This window comes from Pseudomonas sp. P106(2024), from assembly GCF_057480815.1.
In genome coordinates this window covers 56,707-72,631 of sequence record NZ_JBLIYU010000009.1, presented here as the reverse complement: position 1 = coordinate 72,631, position 15,925 = coordinate 56,707, and the positions used below count along the sequence as shown (strand labels likewise).

At 65.1% G+C, this 15,925-nt stretch carries 14 protein-coding genes and 1 pseudogene; 10 read left to right on the top strand and 5 right to left on the bottom strand.

Translation table 11 applies throughout. From position 1 onward, the window contains the following. The first annotated feature begins 174 nt into the window (after nt 1-174). The 6 genes from AC25M7_RS16065 to AC25M7_RS16040 all read left to right on the top strand — a co-directional run bounded on the left by AC25M7_RS16065 (nt 175) and on the right by AC25M7_RS16040 (nt 7,476). Complete coding sequence (locus tag AC25M7_RS16065) at nt 175-660, top strand: formate dehydrogenase subunit gamma (protein ID WP_062574581.1); 486 nt, start codon at nt 175-177, stop codon at nt 658-660. Further along, nucleotides 654-2,198 (top strand): formate dehydrogenase beta subunit, encoded by a 1,545-nt coding sequence (locus AC25M7_RS16060; protein ID WP_435768218.1) that lies wholly within the window; start codon nt 654-656, stop codon nt 2,196-2,198. The genes AC25M7_RS16065 and AC25M7_RS16060 overlap by 7 nt, the downstream gene beginning before the upstream one ends. Beyond that, nucleotides 2,195-5,071 (top strand): formate dehydrogenase subunit alpha, encoded by a 2,877-nt coding sequence (gene fdhF / locus AC25M7_RS16055; protein WP_486971258.1) that lies wholly within the window; start codon nt 2,195-2,197, stop codon nt 5,069-5,071. The genes AC25M7_RS16060 and fdhF overlap by 4 nt, the downstream gene beginning before the upstream one ends. Continuing rightward, nucleotides 5,068-5,271: a formate dehydrogenase subunit delta gene (locus tag AC25M7_RS16050; RefSeq protein WP_028692692.1), complete on the top strand. Its 204-nt coding sequence runs from the start codon at nt 5,068-5,070 to the stop codon at nt 5,269-5,271. Before fdhF ends, AC25M7_RS16050 begins: the two co-directional genes overlap by 4 nt. A 145-nt stretch (nt 5,272-5,416) precedes the next feature. Further along, complete coding sequence (locus AC25M7_RS16045) at nt 5,417-7,234, top strand: ABC transporter ATP-binding protein/permease (RefSeq protein ID WP_486971257.1); 1,818 nt, start codon at nt 5,417-5,419, stop codon at nt 7,232-7,234. Nucleotides 7,235-7,317: 83 nt separating this feature from the next. Next, nucleotides 7,318-7,476, top strand: coding sequence for a YhfG family protein (locus tag AC25M7_RS16040; RefSeq protein ID WP_486971284.1), 159 nt, complete (start codon nt 7,318-7,320; stop codon nt 7,474-7,476). 649 nt (nt 7,477-8,125) lie between these two features. Here the strand turns inward: AC25M7_RS16040 and AC25M7_RS16035 are convergent. Next, on the bottom strand, nt 8,126-10,066 hold the full coding sequence (locus AC25M7_RS16035; protein WP_088852605.1) for a methyl-accepting chemotaxis protein: 1,941 nt from the start codon (nt 10,064-10,066) through the stop codon (nt 8,126-8,128). A gap of 621 nt (nt 10,067-10,687) precedes the next feature. Between AC25M7_RS16035 and AC25M7_RS16030 the strand changes: the two genes are divergently transcribed. Continuing rightward, entirely contained in the window at nt 10,688-10,975 is a 288-nt protein-coding gene (locus tag AC25M7_RS16030; RefSeq protein WP_036986696.1) for a hypothetical protein, read from the top strand. A gap of 48 nt (nt 10,976-11,023) precedes the next feature. On the opposite strand, the gene AC25M7_RS16025 is transcribed toward AC25M7_RS16030, so the two are convergent. Continuing rightward, nucleotides 11,024-11,473, bottom strand: coding sequence for a GNAT family N-acetyltransferase (locus AC25M7_RS16025; RefSeq protein WP_088852056.1), 450 nt, complete (start codon nt 11,471-11,473; stop codon nt 11,024-11,026). Between the two features lie 35 nt (nt 11,474-11,508). Further along, nucleotides 11,509-11,710 (bottom strand): annotated as a pseudogene (locus AC25M7_RS16020) (helix-turn-helix domain-containing protein); the annotation flags it as partial. Nucleotides 11,711-11,814: 104 nt separating this feature from the next. On the opposite strand from AC25M7_RS16020, the gene AC25M7_RS16015 reads away from it, so the two are divergent. Then, the gene (locus AC25M7_RS16015) at nt 11,815-12,186 is read left to right on the top strand and encodes a hypothetical protein (RefSeq protein WP_062359530.1); all 372 of its coding nucleotides are present in this window, start codon (nt 11,815-11,817) and stop codon (nt 12,184-12,186) included. An 18-nt stretch (nt 12,187-12,204) separates the two neighbouring features. Here the strand turns inward: AC25M7_RS16015 and AC25M7_RS16010 are convergent, their stop codons facing one another. Then, nucleotides 12,205-12,777: a biliverdin-producing heme oxygenase gene (locus tag AC25M7_RS16010; RefSeq protein WP_486971256.1), complete on the bottom strand. Its 573-nt coding sequence runs from the start codon at nt 12,775-12,777 to the stop codon at nt 12,205-12,207. A gap of 150 nt (nt 12,778-12,927) precedes the next feature. Here AC25M7_RS16010 and AC25M7_RS16005 point away from each other — a divergent pair, with 150 nt between their 5' ends. Further along, nucleotides 12,928-13,968 carry a DUF1176 domain-containing protein gene (locus AC25M7_RS16005; protein ID WP_486971255.1) on the top strand — a complete coding sequence of 347 codons (1,041 nt, stop codon included), beginning with the start codon at nt 12,928-12,930 and terminating at the stop codon, nt 13,966-13,968. A 30-nt stretch (nt 13,969-13,998) separates the two neighbouring features. Further along, nucleotides 13,999-15,048 carry a DUF1176 domain-containing protein gene (locus tag AC25M7_RS16000; protein WP_486971254.1) on the top strand — a complete coding sequence of 350 codons (1,050 nt, stop codon included), beginning with the start codon at nt 13,999-14,001 and terminating at the stop codon, nt 15,046-15,048. Between the two features lie 42 nt (nt 15,049-15,090). Here AC25M7_RS16000 and AC25M7_RS15995 read toward each other — a convergent pair whose 3' ends face one another. Then, the gene (locus tag AC25M7_RS15995) at nt 15,091-15,876 is read right to left on the bottom strand and encodes a sulfite exporter TauE/SafE family protein (RefSeq protein WP_486971253.1); all 786 of its coding nucleotides are present in this window, start codon (nt 15,874-15,876) and stop codon (nt 15,091-15,093) included. Between the last annotated feature and the right edge of the window lie 49 nt (nt 15,877-15,925).

Sequence of the window (15,925 nt, the reverse complement as noted above, 5' to 3'; positions counted from 1 at the left end):
GCAATAACTGCCATGCTCTGAAGATGCCCGTGGACCGAGCGCAGCTAGACGCCCGGCCATGGACAAGGAAGGTGCCCGGCCTGCCGCCACCGTGAGCTGGCCCGCGCACCACAGCTGAACACCGCCGGACCGCCGCCCGCCAACGGGCTGCCCCGGGATGCCGAGGTCTGCTGTATGCCTGATGACTTGAACCACCTGCCCCTGATCCAACGCGTCCTGGCCCGTGAGCAGGATACCGCCGGCGCCCTGTTGCCGATCCTCCACGCCATCCAGGCCGGCGCCGGCTACATCCCCGACAGCGCCGTCGCCGAGATCGCCCACGCGCTCAACCTCAGCCAGGCCGAGGTGCGCGGGGTGATCAGCTTCTACCACGATTTTCGCACCACACCGGCGGCCCGCCATACCCTGCGCCTGTGTCGCGCCGAATCCTGCCAGAGCCGTGGCGCCGAGGCGCTGGCCGCGCAGTTGCGCGAGCAGCTCGGGCTGGATGATCTCGGTCGCACCGAGGACGGCGCGCTCGACCTGCGCCCGGTGTATTGCCTGGGTGCCTGCGCCTGCTCGCCGGCCCTGGAGCTTGATGGCCGGCTGTACGCCCGCGTCACCCCCGAACGCCTGCGAGCGCTGGTGGACGCTTGCCGCGAGGAGGTGAAGGCATGCTGAACCTGTGCATCTCCTGCGATTCGCTGGCCCGCGCCGTCGGTGCCGACGAGGTGGCCGAGGCGTTGACCCGCGAAGCCACGCAGCGGCGCCTGCCACTGCATATCAAGCGCACCAGCTCCCGTGGCCTGTACTGGCTGGAGCCGCTGGTGGAGCTGGACACCGCCCAAGGCCGCGTGGGCTTCGGGCCGGTCACCCCTGAGGATGTGCCCGGGTTGCTCGACGCCCTGGCAGGCGATCCCGGCAGCCATGCCTTGGCGTTGGGGCCGGTCGAAGCGATTCCCTACCTGAAGTCCCAGCAGCGCCTGCTGTTCGCCCGCGCCGGCATCACCCGGCCGCTGTCGCTGGACGACTATCACGCCAACGGCGGCTTCGAAGGCCTGCGCCAGGCCACGCTGCTGGACGGCGATGAAGTGGTCGCCGCGATGCTCGACTCCGGGCTGCGCGGCAGGGGTGGCGCGGCGTTTCCGGCGGGCATCAAGTGGCGCACCGTGCGCCAGGCGCCGGCCGGGCAGAAGTACGTGGTGTGCAATGCCGACGAAGGCGACTCCGGCACCTTCGCCGACCGCATGCTGATGGAGGGCGATCCGTTCCTGCTGATCGAGGGCATGATCATCGCCGGCCTCGCCGTGGGGGCGAGCAAGGGCTACATCTATGTACGCTCGGAATACCCGGATGCCGTGCGGACCTTGAACGAAGCCATCCTGCTGGCCCGCGAGGCCGGGTACCTGGATGTCGCCGGCAACGGCGTGGCCTTCGACCTGCAGGTGCGGGTGGGGGCGGGCGCGTACATCTGCGGTGAGGAAACCGCGCTGCTCGAATCCCTTGAGGGCAAGCGTGGCATCGTCCGGGCCAAGCCGCCGCTGCCGGCGCTCGAAGGCCTGTTCGGCCAGCCGACGCTGGTGCACAACGTGCTCACCCTGGCCTCGGTGCCGATCATCCTGGCCAGGGGCGCGGCGTTCTACCGCGATTTCGGCATGGGCCGCTCGACGGGCACCTTGCCGTTCCAGCTGGCCGGCAACGTCCGCCATGGCGGCTTGGTGGAACGCGCCTTCGGCCTGACCCTGCGCGAGCTGGTGGAAGGCTACGGCGGCGGCACCGCCAGTGGTCGGCCGATCAAGGCGGCGCAGGTCGGCGGCCCGCTGGGCGCCTGGGTACCGCCCGCGCAGTTCGACACCCCGCTGGACTACGAGGCCTTCGCCGCCCTGGGCGCGATGCTCGGCCACGGTGGCGTGGTGCTGGCCGACGACACCCTGAACATGGCGGGCATGGCCCGTTTCGCCCTGCAGTTCTGCGCCGAGGAATCCTGCGGCAAGTGCACGCCGTGCCGGATCGGTTCGACCCGCGGCGTGGAGGTGGTCGACCGCCTGATCGCCAGTACCGATCAGGCCTACCGCGCCAGCCAGGCCGGCCTGCTGCGCGACCTGTGCGACACGATGCAGTACGGCTCGCTGTGCGCCATGGGCGGGATGACCCCGTACCCCGTGGTCAGCGCCCTCAAGCACTTCCCCGCCGATTTCGGCCTGGAGGCCGCGCAATGATCAACTACTTCGATCCCCGCAACGACATAGACCTGGGCACCCCGGAACGGATCAGCGAGGTGCAGGTCAGCCTGGTCATCGATGGCCGTTCGATCAGCGTGCCCGCCGGCACCTCGGTGATGCGCGCCGCCGCCATGCTTGGCACCAGCATTCCCAAGCTGTGCGCCACCGACAGCCTCGAGGCCTTCGGCTCGTGCCGTATGTGCATGGTCGAGATCGACGGCATGCGCGGCTACCCGGCCTCGTGCACCACGCCGGTCAGCGAGGGCATGGTGGTGCGCACCCAGACACCGCGCCTGGCCGACCTGCGGCGCAACGTGATGGAGCTGTACATCTCCGACCATCCGCTGGACTGCCTGACCTGCTCGGCCAACGGCAACTGCGAGCTGCAGAGCGTCGCTGGCCAGGTTGGCCTGCGCGAGGTGCGCTACGGCTACGACGGCGCCAATCACCTGAGCGAACAGAAGGACGTGTCCAACCCGTACTTCGACTACGAGCCGAGCAAGTGCATTGTCTGCAACCGCTGCGTGCGCGCCTGCGAGGAGATCCAGGGCACCTTCGCCCTGACCATCACCGGGCGTGGCTTTGATTCGCGGGTGGCGGCGGCCGGTGGCGATGATTTCCTCAGTTCCGAATGCGTGTCCTGCGGCGTCTGCGTGCAGGCCTGCCCGACCGCCACCCTGAGCGAGAAAAGCCTGGTCCAGCTCGGCCAGCCCGAGCGGGCGGTGATCACCACCTGCGCCTACTGTGGCGTGGGTTGCTCGTTCCGCGCCGAGATGAAGGGCGAGCAACTGGTGCGCATGGTCCCGGACAAGAACGGCGGTGCCAACCATGGCCATGCCTGCGTCAAGGGGCGTTTTGCCTGGGGCTACGCGACGCACCCGGACCGCATCACCAAGCCGATGATCCGCAAGCGCCTGGAAGACCCGTGGCAGGAGGTCAGCTGGGACGAAGCGGTCACCTATGCCGCCAGCGAGTTCCGGCGGATCCAGCTCAAGTACGGGCGCGATTCCATCGGTGGCATCACCTCCAGTCGCTGCACCAACGAAGAGGCGTACCTGGTGCAGAAGCTGGTGCGCACGGCCTTCGGCAACAACAACGTCGACACCTGTGCGCGAGTCTGCCATTCGCCGACCGGCTATGGCCTCAAGCAGACCCTGGGCGAGTCCGCCGGTACCCAGAGCTTCGACTCGGTGATGCAGGCCGACGTGGTGCTGGTGATCGGCGCCAACCCCACCGACGCCCATCCGGTGTTCGGTTCGCAGCTCAAGCGCCGGCTGCGCCAGGGCGCGCGGTTGATCGTCATCGACCCGCGGCGCATCGACCTGGTCGATTCGCCCCATGCCCGCGCCGAGCTGCACCTGCAACTGCGTCCGGGCACCAACGTGGCCATGCTCAACGCCCTGGCCCATGTGATCGTCACAGAGGGCCTGCTGGCCCAGCGGTTCGTCGACGCCCGTTGCGAGCCCGAGGACTTCGCCCGCTGGCGCGATTTTGTCGCCCAGCCCGACAACGCCCCCGAAGTGCTCGGCCCGGTGTGCGGCGTGCCCGCCGAGCAGATCCGCGCCGCCGCGCGGCTATATGCCACCGGCGGCAACGCGGCGATCTACTACGGCCTGGGTGTGACCGAGCACAGCCAGGGCAGCACCGCGGTGATGGGCATCGCCAACCTGGCCATGGCCACCGGCAACATCGGCCGCGAAGGGGTGGGGGTCAACCCGCTGCGCGGGCAGAACAACGTGCAGGGCTCGTGCGACATGGGCTCGTTCCCCCACGAGCTGCCCGGCTACCGGCATATCTCCAACGAGAGCGTGCGCGCCGAGTTCGAGCGGGCCTGGGGCGTGACCTTGCAGCCTGATCCGGGGCTGCGTATTCCCAACATGTTCGAGGCCGCGCTGGACGGCAGCTTCAAGGCGCTGTACTGCCAGGGCGAGGACATCGCCCAGAGCGATCCCAACACCCAGCACGTCACCGCCGCGTTGCTGGCGATGGAGTGCGTGGTGGTGCAGGACATCTTCCTCAACGAGACCGCCAAGTTCGCCCATGTGTTCCTGCCGGGCAGCTCGTTCCTGGAGAAGGACGGCACCTTCACCAATGCCGAGCGGCGCATCTCACGGGTGCGCAAGGTGATGGAGCCGCTGGCCGGCAAGGCCGACTGGGAGGCCACCGTGGCCTTGGCCGGTGCCTTGGGTTACCCCATGCACTACCGGCACCCCTCCGAGATCATGGACGAGATCGCCCGCTTGACCCCGACCTTCCGCCGGGTCAGCTATGCCGAGCTCGACCGTCACGGCAGCCTGCAATGGCCCTGCAACGACGCCGCGCCCGACGGCACGCCGACCATGCACATCGACCAGTTCGTGCGCGGCAAGGGGCGCTTCATGCTCACCGGCTATGTGCCCACGGACGAGAAGGTCAACGGCCGCTACCCGCTGCTGCTGACCACCGGGCGCATCCTCAGCCAGTACAACGTCGGCGCGCAGACCCGGCGCACCGAAAACGTCGCCTGGCATGACGAGGATCGCCTGGAGATCCACCCCAGCGATGCCGAGAGTCGGGGTATCAGCGACGGCGACTGGGTAGGTATCGGCAGCCGCTCCGGGCAGAGCGTGCTGCGTGCCCGGGTCAGCGGCCGGGTGGCGCCGGGGGTGGTGTACACCACCTTCCACTTCCCTGAGTCCGGCGCCAACGTGATCACCACCGACAACTCCGACTGGGCTACCAATTGCCCGGAATACAAGGTCACTGCGGTGGAGGTGGCCAAGGTGTTCGAGCCGTCGGAGTGGCAGAAGCGCTACCAGCGCTTCAGTGACGAGCAGCGGCGCTTGCTCAAGGAGCGCCGGCAAGCGGAAACGGCGGAGGTGCGTCGATGAGCAGCGACAACCTGGTGAAGATGGCCAACCAGATCGCCCATTACTTCGACAGCGAACCGGATCACACCAAGGCGGTGCAGGGGGTGAGGCAGCACCTGCAGAGCTTCTGGACGCCGGGCATGCGCCGGCAGTTGCAGGCGTGGAGCGAGGCCCATGCAGGGGAGGGGTTGGACCCGAAGGTAAGGGAAGCATTGGGCTAGGCGTTCCGAGTGCTGCCTGTACCGCCCCTTCGCCGGCTTGCCAGCGAAGGGACGGTACAGATTCAAGATGAAATGTCCTTCATTCTTACAAGGTTAATCCTGGGCCGGTGCTACGCTCGCGAAAACACCGTCACGGAATCTCACCATGGACATGAACTGGCACCAGGCCCTGCAAGAGAGCCTGAGCTGGCTGGCAATCGCCTCGTTGGTCACCCTTGTCTGCTTCACCATTACCGCCTTGCTGGCGGTGCGCTACACCCGTTGGGGGGCTCAGTTCTGGCAACTGGCCGGACCCTATTTCAGCTTGCGCCGCAGTTGGCGACCGTTGCTGGCCTTCGCCCTGCTGCTGGTCCTGACGCTGTTCGCGGTGCGCCTGAACGTGCTGTTCTCGTTCTGGTACAACGGCTTCTACAGCGCCTTGCAGGCACTGGACCAGACCGCGTTCTGGTACCTGCTCGGGGTGTTCGCGGTGCTGGCGACCATTCATGTGCTGCGCTCGTTGTTCGCCTTCTACGTCACCCAGGCGTTCAACATCCGCTGGCGGGTGTGGCTCACCGAGCGCCTGACCGCCGACTGGATGCACGGCGATGCCTACTACCGTGGGCAGTTCCTCGCCGAGCCGGTGGACAACCCCGACCAGCGTATCGAACTGGATGTGAACGCCTTCGTCAGCGGCTCCGTGTCGCTGGCGCTGGGGGCGGTGAGCGCGCTGGTGTCGCTGGTGGCCTTCACCGGCATCCTCTGGGGCCTGTCGGCGCCGCTGGCGGTGGCCGGCATCGAAGTCCCCCGGGCGATGGTGTTCGCCGTGTATGTCTATGTGCTGATCGCCACCTGGATTGCTTTTCGCCTCGGCCAGCCGCTGATCCGCCTGAACTTCCTTAACGAGAAACTCACCGCCAACTTCCGTTACGCCTTGATGCGCCTGCGTGAGAACGCCGAGAACATTGCCTTCTACCAGGGCGCGCAGGTGGAGCGGGGCACCTTGCTCGGGCGCTTCTTCGCGTTGATCGGCAACGCTTGGGCGCTGGTGTTCCGGAACCTCAAGTTCAGCGGCTTCAACCTGGGCGTCAGCCAGGTGGCGGTGGTGTTTCCGTTCATCCTCCAGGCGCCGCGCTTCTTCAGCGGCGCGATCAAGCTCGGTGATGTGATGCAGACCGCCCAGGCGTTTGGCCAGGTGCAGGATTCGCTGTCGTTCTTCCGTGAGTCCTACGACACCTTCGCCCAGTACCGCGCCACCCTCGACCGTCTGACCGGTTTCCTCGATGCCAACCAGCAGGCCAGTGAGTTGCCGCGCGTAGTTAGCGTGGATCAGGACCACGCCTTGGGGATCCAGGGCTTGCAGGTGCGTCGCCCCGACGGCCACGCGCTGATCGCCGATCTCGACCTGAATTTGCACAGCGGCCAGGCGCTGCTGATCAAAGGACCATCGGGCAGCGGCAAGACCACCTTGCTGCGTGCCCTGGCGGGCCTGTGGCCTTATGCCGAGGGTGAGGTCAGGCGGCCGTTGGGGACGCAGGCACTGTTCCTCTCGCAGCGCCCGTACCTGCCGCTGGGCGACTTGCGCACCGCCATCGCCTACCCGGCACAGGGTGCGCCCGGGGACGATGCGCGCATGCAGCAGGCCCTGCGCCAGGTCAACCTCGCCCATCTGGCCGAACGGCTGGACGAGCAGCGCGACTGGTCGCGGATCCTGTCGCTGGGCGAACAGCAGCGACTGGCGTTTTCCCGGGTGCTGTTCAACCGGCCGCAGGTGGTATTCCTCGACGAGTCCACCTCGGCGATGGATGAAGGGCTGGAGCATGCGCTGTATTCGCTGCTGCGCGCGGAGCTGCCGGCGACGCTGCTGGTCAGTGTCGGGCATCGCAGCACCCTGGCGGGATTCCACTCTCATCGGCTGGAGGTGGACGGGCAGGGGGGATGGTCGTTGCTGGAGCAGCAGCCTGCGACGGAGGTGCCTGCCTAGCGTCTATACGTAGCACGATGCTTCTTTCGATCCGCTATAATCGCGATGTGTTCACCCATCAAGGTGTGTTAAAGGTGTAAGGGATCAGCCTGGAAACCAAGAAGGCTTACTGTGCCAAGACACGTCGCTCTAACTATGTGGCCAGCCTGCGGCTAGAGAGGTTCACCGTGTCGCCGGACGCGGCTGAGCGAGAGCTTCCCACCCGGGAGGAACTGCTGCGTAAATACCGTAAGCAGAGCTGACGTTGGATAAATACGGGGGCGGGCAGGATGCATATTGCTATGCCGGCACCTCGGTTTTGCGCAATCGGCTCGGTATTCATGATGACGAGGAGCTGTGCAGGGCCGAGCGGGACTTCTCCGAGTTGGCCGCGAGCGAGATCGAATTCAGTCTGCCACCCTATGATCTTCGGCGCTGGAGCGTATTTTTCACCAATCCCTGGGTTTGTCGGCAATCAAGTGAAGTCCGATTTCCGCGAGCTGATTTACATTCGGTTCCTGGAGCGTAGGGATCTAGCTGTCAGGCAGGGTAGGTCGAAATTAGAGTAGGGAAAATAAATCTGTACACGTTTCGGTGCACTTTTCGCTTAACGGTTAAGATTGAAAGTTAGCGAACAGTGAACGCCCTGCGTTGATGCGTAGAGGGCGCCTGAATACAAACCGTATTCATTGGTTGGGCATGGTGCTCTCGAGGATGGCGTCGAGTTCACTGTAGTCGAGCCATGCGCAAGTTCTGTGGAGCGGCCTTGCCGAGGCGTCGGACCGGTCGGAAAGGGCCGCAAAGCGGCCCCGGCAATCTTTGCATCAACGCTGAAATCCTGGGGCTGCTACGCAGCCCTTTCGCGACACAAGGCCGCTCCTACAGGGCCCGCGTACAGGCTCAAGCCAAAAGTCACGACTTGAACCGCCCCACCAGCCCATTCAACTCATCCGACAACTGCGCCAGCCTGCCGGAGTCAGCCTGGGCGGAACTGGCCAGCCCCTCCACCAGCCGTGCCTCGTCGTAGATCTGCTGGATATGCCGGTTGATCTCCTCGGCCACGCTGTGCTGCTCCTCGGCTGCGGCGGAGATCTGCAGGTTCTGGTCGCGGATCTCGTTCACCGAGAGCTGGATGCCCTCGAAGCTGTCCCGCGCGCTCTCGATCGACGACACGCTGGCGCGCGACAGGTCCAGGCAGCTTTCCATCTTTTGCGAGACCTCCTGGGTCTTGCCGCCGAGGGTGTTGAGCAACTGGTCGATCTCGCCGGTGGAGTCGGCGGTGCGCTTGGCCAGCGCCCGCACCTCGTCCGCCACCACGGCAAAACCACGGCCCTGGTCGCCGGCCCGGGCCGCCTCGATGGCGGCGTTGAGCGCGAGCAGGTTGGTCTGCTCGGCGATGGCGCGGATGGTGCCGAGGATCTGGTTGATGCTGCGGCTGCCTTCTTCCAGCTCGACCATGGCCTGGGACGACTCGCTCAGGCGCCGGCCGAGGCGATTGACGTTGTCGGTGGTCGCCTCGATCTGCTGCTTGCCCTCGGCCACCCGGCGATGGCCATGCTCGGCGGCGTCGGCGGCGCTGCTGCATGAGCGCGCCACTTCGTTGGCGGTGGCGACCATCTCGTTGAACGCGGTGGACACCAGCTCCACCGCCTCGCGCTGGCGCCCGGCGGCCTCGTTCATGTTGCCGGCCATCTCGCTGTTGCTGCGCGATGCCTCGTGCAGGTTGGTCGAGGCTGCGCCGATGCGCTGGATCAGCTGGCGGATGGCGGCGAGGAACTTGTTGAACCAGCCGGCCAGCTCGGCGGTTTCGTCCTTGCCCTGGACCTGCAGGTCGCGGCGCAGGTCGCCTTCGCCCTCGGCGATCGATTGCAGGCCGATGCTGACCTGGCCGATCGGCTTGACGATCACCCGCGAGAACGCCGCGGCGACCAGGGCGAAGACCAGAGCCAGCACTATCACGATCAGCGCAGTGACATAGGTCATGCGCGTCGCCGCGGCCATTACCTCGTCGTATTCGATCAGGCCGACGAAGCGCCAGCCCAGGCCCGGTGAGGTCCATACGTTGGCCATGTAGCGCACGCCGTCGATCACCACCTCGGTGGAACCCTGGGTGGTGGCGGCCAGTTGCGCGTAGGGCGCGCCGAGCTCCTTGAGCTGCTTGAAACCGTGGCTGGCGTTGCGCGGGTCGACCAGCACGGTGCCGTCCTCGATCAGCATCACGTAGCCGCTGTCGCCCAGCTTGATGCTCTTGACCAGCTCGGTGAGGTTCTTCAGCGACACGCTGACCACGAACACGCCCTTGGCCTTGCCGGCCTCATCGAGCAGCGCCCGGGCGGTGCCGACCAGGGCTACATCGTCCTTGTCGTAGTAGTAAGCGGTGGTGCGCACGGTCTTGTCCGGGCTGGCCATGGCGGCCTTGTACCAGGGGCGGGTGCGTGGGTCGTACTTGGCCAGTTGCGGGTCGTCCGGCCATTTGGCGTAGCTGCCGTCCTCGAGGCCGATGGACAGGATCGCCGCCGCCGGGTGGGTGGTGCCGTAGCGGGCGAAGGCGTCGATCACCTGCTGCGCGGCCTCGGGCATCGGCTGGTTGGCGGCGTCGGCGCCGGTGTAGTCCTTGAGCGAGGTGACCGAGGTGTATACAGGATCCTTGGCCATTTGATCGACGTTCTGCAGCGTGCCATCGAAGAACTGGCGCATGTTGCCGTCGATCTGGCGGATTTCCCGGGTGCTGCCGTCGAGGAACTGGTCGACCGCCTCGCTGCGGATGTTCAGCACCGAGATCCCGCCAACCAACGCCACTGGGATGAAGGCCACCAGTACGAAGGCCAGGATCAGTTTGTTTTTTATTTTCATGGTGACGCCCATCCGTGAGAGTGAAGGGTGTACATGGCCGCTTCGATGAAGTGGTGGCCACTTGCTACCTTTTCTGTTTCGGCGGGCGGAATATAAACCTTTAGTAGATATTTCGTGTACAGAAAAATAAGAAATTGTCCTGACTTTCAGGGCAAATAACTGGGCAGATAGCGGGAGAAACGTGGGAGCGGGCTTGCCCCGCGATGAGGCCAAGACAGTTGTTTCAAGCGGATTACTAAGACTTTCCCTATTTCACGTAGGACGTTTCCCAAGCATGCTTTTACGGCCTTTCAGCTGTTGTTCTGGCCAGTCGCATTCCTTAGTCTCGCCCTGTCGTTGCTGATTCAACGACCGGGTGTGCAAGCCCGTACAGGTACAACGCGAAAGCGCTTTTGGGCCTTGCCGGTAGTCTGCGATTCTGGCCCTCCAATGGCGGCTATGCGTGGGAGGCCCTAGGGCCTGCCGAGTTCCTGTACCCTCGGTCTTGCACACCTGCGTATAGCTGCCACCTATTCGAGTGCAAGCGGATTCAGGCAGTTTTCCCATGACGGTACAGGAGTGCTGAACCATGCTGAAAATCGTGCCCGACCCACCCCACATCTTGCCCCGGGAGGTTCGCCCATGACCCTCGATACGACCCCTCGAACCTCCCGCCCCACCACGGCCCACGCCCATTTTGGCACCTGCCACGACGCCCATCCACCGATGTTCTCGGTGCATGCTGGTATTGATGGCGAGGATGCGCTGGTGTGCGCGGTAGCGGCCTTGCAGGCGGCCTACGAAACCAATGCCATGGCCCTGGAGAAAGCCAGCGAACCACTGCGCAGCCTGCTGGTGGCGACGGAGAACTCCCTGGAAAAAGGGCTGGCCTTGGCGTCGGCGGTGCTGGACGGGATAGAGCGAGGATAGTCGATGGCAGCGAGGGCCCCCTGTGCGGCCCGACCCTGCACCTGCCCGTCAGTGATCGAGCATCTTGTGATAGGTCACGAAATCCTGCTCGGCTACATACCCCAGCGATTCATACAGCGCCTGGGCGGCGAGGTTGGTCCGGGCGGTGTCCAGGCTCAACCGCTGCGCGCCCTCGGCCTGGAAAATATCGGTCAGTTGCTGCATCAGGAAGCGGGCATGGCCGCCCCTGCGGGCGTGCGGAGCAACGAACAGGTCATACAGCCAGTAGAAGCGCTTCATCGCCAGCGAGCAGGTCGCCGGGTACAGCTGGGCAAAGGCGATGGCCTGGCCGTCGGTGTCCAGCAGCAGGTAGATGCGCGAGTTGCCGGTCTCCAGGTTGGTCTTTAGGAATGCGCGGGAAGCGGGGAGGTCATCCGCTTCCTGGTAGAACATCCGGTACTGGTTGAAGAGGTCCGCGGCGGCGTCCAGGTGGTGCAGATCACAGGCAATGACGTTCATGTCGGGGCTCGCTATCAGGCTGTCCAGCGCCCTTGCTATGTGGGGCGATCCTGCAGGATTTCATGAAACACATCCGGCCGTACAGATGCGATATGCAGTAGCGTATGTGCAGCTCCCGAAGGCGTGCGCCGGCGTGGTTCCCCATTCTTGCAATGTACGTACGCAGACGCCGAGCAGCTCGGCGAACTTCAGCTGGGACAAACCGGTCTTGCTCCGGGACTCTGCGGCTTCGGTCACGAGGGGTTGCCAGCCAATGCTGCGGCTTGCTGGCGTCCATTCAGGCCATTAGCATCCGCTTTCCTCACTCACGGCCCTGCGGCCGGCTCCAGGATCAAGGACGAATGTTGCCGTTGCTTTCCCGTTTCCTGCTGCACGCATTGGCCTGTGTGGCGTTTCCCTTCCTCTTGAGCCAGGGCTTCGATTTCTATCGGCAGCATGTTGGCCCGCCCATGGCGCGAGGCGTCAGCGCCGGCTTGGCGACGATGATGGTGTTCTACGCCTTCGTGCTCTTCAACCTGCTGATGGTGGTCATTTCAAGGGCGGCAATCCGCTACGGCTTGGCGCTGTTGCTGGTGCTGTTGGTGCTGGCGTTCTTCAATACCTTGCACCCGTTGCGGGCGCTCGGCTTCGCGGTGTTATGCGGTGGTTTGTGCGCAGCGGCGATCAGCATGACGCCTGCGGTGACATCGCTGTTGAACAAGTGCCGCAAGTGAGGGCCCCAGCGCGCGGGATCAACAGACCAGCACGCGTCGCTCTTCGAGCCATCGTTCGAAGCAGGTGAAGGTCTCGACCGCAGCCTTTACCGTCCGGGCCTGGGCGGCAGGCTCCGGATCGGCGCCAGCCAGGCGACCGAGGAAGCTGCGCCAGCGTACGCCGGTCTGCGGGCCGTAGACGTCGAGAAACGCACCGCCGTTGTCGGCGTCGATCCCCAGGCGTTCAGCCATGGCCCGCTTGAGCACCTGGCCGCCCAGGGTGGAGCCTTCCAGTACATACATCACGCCGAGTGCGCAGGCTTCGTCGTCGATACGAGGCAGGGTGTGGCACAAGGGCAGCGATTCGACATCGATGGCCAGGGCGCCCAGGTCGCGTGACAAGGCGGGTGTCTTGTTGCGTTCGGTGCCCTGGTACTCGGCCAGCAAGGTATCCAGCGGCGCGTGGAAGCCATGGTAGGCCCCGAGCAGGCGCGCATAGGCCGCCCGGTCGAAACCTTCGCTGAAGAACGGCAGGCGAGCCTCCAGCCCTTCGTGGCAGGCGCGGGTACCCTCGCGCAAGGCAAGCAACAGCGGGCTGACGGTAGCGGACATGGCGCAGGCTCTTAACAGGACGCCACCGATACTGCCAGATCCCATGGCGCAATCACCACTGCCGATTTTCCGCACCTGGCATTTGATCTGTGGAATCATTGCGCCGCCTCTGGAGTGGGGCTTTCACGGCTAAGACAGGAATGCAGCACGATGCGCGCTACAACAAGGAACTGGCTGGCCCTGGGGCTGGCGTTGCTACCGGGCCTGGTCGGCGCGGCGGAGCCAGAGCCGGTACCGGTGTACCGGGAGATCAAGGACTGGGTGGTGGGCTGCGACAACACGCGTTTCTGCACCGCGGTGCTGGCCGATCATCCGGAGAAGATGCGGGTGGGCATGCTGGTGCAGCGCGAGGCGGGCGCCTGGGGCAACCTGCACCTGACCCTGGTGGGCAGCACCGATTGGTCGGGCGAACCCCTGCTCGACGGCCAACTGCTGGTCGCCCCCTGGCGCATGACCCGCGGCGCCGAGACCACCCTGGAACTGGAGGGCGCCGATGCCTACGCCGTGTTGCAGCAATTGCGTAACGGCCAGCGCCTGGTGGACGACACCCGGCCAGGGGAGCGCGTGAGTTCGCTGCAGGGCCTGAGCGCCGTCTTGCTGCTGATGGATGTGGTGCAGGGCCGGGTCGGTCACTACAGCGCGCTGATGCGACCCGGTGACAGCGTCGCCGACACCCAGCTGCCCATCCCGGCCAAGCCCAAGGGGCCGGCCTTTGTGGCACCCACGCCGCTTAGCGAGCAGGAACTGGCGGGCATCAACCCGGTAGTGATGGCCAAGGCGGCCGCCGAAGACCAGTTGAAGAACGAATACGATGTCGCTCCCAAGCTTGAGCTGCATGCCCTGGACGGCCAGCACGCCCTGGCGTTGCTCAGCTACAACTGCAACGACTTCCATTGCCTCTACGCGTTGTACAAGGTGTCGCGTAAGGCGCCTTACACCCTTGGGCCGCTTGAGTTCGAGGCACCGTCCAGCCCGGTGCTGATCAGCCGGATGCGCGATGCCATCGAGTTCTACCCCAAAAAAGGCGAGCTCCACAGCTATGCCAAGGACGACTATCCCGGCAGTTGTGGGGCCGAGGAAAGCTGGCGCTACGACGGCATGCGCATGCGCCTGGTCAGGTTGGCGCGGATGGACCGGTGTGCCGAAGTGGGCACTGACAGTTGGCCGGTACTATGGCGCAGCGAAGGCTGAAAGCGTGAAAGGGACGTCAGGGGCAACACCATGAAAAGGATGAAAAACTACCATGCGGCACTGCTGCTAGCGCTCATCGCGCCACTGGCCGCGCAGGCTGAAAGCGCCCAGGCAGCGCTCGAGGCGGTGCCGCTGTACCGGCAGGTCAAGGACTGGGTAGTCGGCTGTGACAACACCCGTGCCTGCACGGCGTTGCTGGCGATCGATGACGAGCTGATGAGCGGCCTGCAGACCATCGTCCGGCGCGAGGCGGGGCCGCGGGGCAAGCTCGAGCTGACGCTGCGTGTCGGGCCGGCGTTTGCCGACCAGGTGCTGCTCGATGGCCAGGAACTGTCGGCTCAATGGCGGCGAGTCGAACGTGAGTACGATTTCGACCTGCAACTCGAAGGTGATGCGGCACTGGCGCTGATCCGTCAGATACGCAATGGCAATCGCCTGAGCTCATTGACCGAGGATGGCGAGCTGGTAGCCTCGTTGCAGGGGATCAGTGGCGCGTTGCTGGCCATTGATGCGGTCCAGGGGCGGGTAGGGCATGCCGATGCGCTGGTGCGGGTGGGGGACGCCCCGACTGCCGAAGTGCCTGACGCTCCTGCCGCGGCGGTGTTGCCACGGTTCATCGCTGCGCCGGGCATGAACGATGAGCAGGCCCATGAGATCGGCAGGGCGGTGAAACGCCATGCGAAGGTCGAAGGCGATGTAGAGGGCATGAGCAACAGTCATTACGAGGTTCACCCGCTGGACGATGCCAATGTCCTGGTCATCCTCAATGTGGGGTGCGGTGGCGAGTTCTGCGCCAATTACCTGTACCGGGTGTCTCGTGCCGTGCCCTACCAGATCAGTGAAATGGCCTTCGAGGCGCCAACGCCGTTGCTGGCTCCACGCCTGAGTGGCTACGCGGCGTTCGATGCACGAAGCGGCCAACTGTATGTTGCGGACAAGAGCCAGCTCGAGCGAGGCTGCGGGCTGATCCAGCAGTGGCGCTACGATGGTGAGCGCATGCGCCTGGAGCGTGTGGCTCGGCTGGATCGCTGTGGGTACGTGAAGCCGGAGTTCTGGCCGGTGCTATGGCGCCTTGGTTGACACGCTCCTACAGCGGGGGGCGTGCATGGACTGAAGCTCGGATTAGAACGCCAGCTTGTAGCCGATCAGCAGCAGCATGGTCGCCAGGCAAGGCCGCAGCACGCGGTCAGAGATGCGCCCGGTCAGGTGGCTGCCCAGGTAGATCCCCGGCAGCGAACCCAGAAGCAGGTAGCCCAGCAGTGACCAGTCCATGTTGCCCATGCCGGCATGACCGAGGCCAGCCACCAGGGTCAATGGCACGGCGTGGGCGATCTCGGTGCCGACCAGACGGCGGGTGACCAGGAACGGGTACAGCAGGAACAGCGCCACGGTCCCCAGCGCGCCGGCACCGATGGAGGTGAGGGTGACCATTACCCCCAGCACCACACCGGTGATCACGGTGAGGATGTTCAGGGGGCGGTCGCTGAGGTGGTAGTGATCGCCGGCATGCTTGCTGGCGAACGCCTGCAGGCGCGATTTGAACAGGATCGCCAGGGCGGTGAGGATCAGCACCACCGCCAGGCCTTGCTTGATGATGGCGTTCAGCGCCGAGGTATCGGTGTGCAGGGTACTGAGGAACCACAGGGTGAGGGCGGCGGCGGGCACGCTGCCCAGGCTCAGCCAGCCGGTGATCTTCCAGTCGATGTTCTTGTTGCGGCCATGCACCCAGACGCCACTGGCCTTGGTGATGGCGGCATAGAGCAGGTCGGTGCCCACGGCGGTGGCCGGGTTGATGCCGAACCACAGCAGGATCGGGGTCATCAGCGAACCGCCGCCGACGCCGGTCATGCCGACGATGAAGCCCACAACCAGGCCCGCAATGGTGAAACCGAAAGAACCTACATCCATACGCTACTCGACTGCCCAGCTTGCCCGTGATCGGATGCTGCCAGCATAT

What these genes read in the sequence shown, in the direction of transcription:
- AC25M7_RS16050 (WP_028692692.1), top strand. Translation starts at nt 5,068, where the DNA reads ATGAGCAGCGACAACCTGGTGAAGATGGCCAACCAGATCGCCCATTAC.
- AC25M7_RS16010 (WP_486971256.1), bottom strand. Translation starts at nt 12,777, where the DNA reads ATGTCCGCTACCGTCAGCCCGCTGTTGCTTGCCTTGCGCGAGGGTACC.
- AC25M7_RS16000 (WP_486971254.1), top strand. Translation starts at nt 13,999, where the DNA reads ATGAAAAGGATGAAAAACTACCATGCGGCACTGCTGCTAGCGCTCATC.
- AC25M7_RS16005 (WP_486971255.1), top strand. Translation starts at nt 12,928, where the DNA reads ATGCGCGCTACAACAAGGAACTGGCTGGCCCTGGGGCTGGCGTTGCTA.
- AC25M7_RS16060 (WP_435768218.1), top strand. Translation starts at nt 654, where the DNA reads ATGCTGAACCTGTGCATCTCCTGCGATTCGCTGGCCCGCGCCGTCGGT.
- AC25M7_RS16045 (WP_486971257.1), top strand. Translation starts at nt 5,417, where the DNA reads ATGGACATGAACTGGCACCAGGCCCTGCAAGAGAGCCTGAGCTGGCTG.
- AC25M7_RS16030 (WP_036986696.1), top strand. Translation starts at nt 10,688, where the DNA reads ATGACCCTCGATACGACCCCTCGAACCTCCCGCCCCACCACGGCCCAC.
- AC25M7_RS16065 (WP_062574581.1), top strand. Translation starts at nt 175, where the DNA reads ATGCCTGATGACTTGAACCACCTGCCCCTGATCCAACGCGTCCTGGCC.
- AC25M7_RS16025 (WP_088852056.1), bottom strand. Translation starts at nt 11,473, where the DNA reads ATGAACGTCATTGCCTGTGATCTGCACCACCTGGACGCCGCCGCGGAC.
- fdhF (WP_486971258.1), top strand. Translation starts at nt 2,195, where the DNA reads ATGATCAACTACTTCGATCCCCGCAACGACATAGACCTGGGCACCCCG.
- AC25M7_RS16015 (WP_062359530.1), top strand. Translation starts at nt 11,815, where the DNA reads ATGTTGCCGTTGCTTTCCCGTTTCCTGCTGCACGCATTGGCCTGTGTG.
- AC25M7_RS16035 (WP_088852605.1), bottom strand. Translation starts at nt 10,066, where the DNA reads ATGAAAATAAAAAACAAACTGATCCTGGCCTTCGTACTGGTGGCCTTC.
- AC25M7_RS15995 (WP_486971253.1), bottom strand. Translation starts at nt 15,876, where the DNA reads ATGGATGTAGGTTCTTTCGGTTTCACCATTGCGGGCCTGGTTGTGGGC.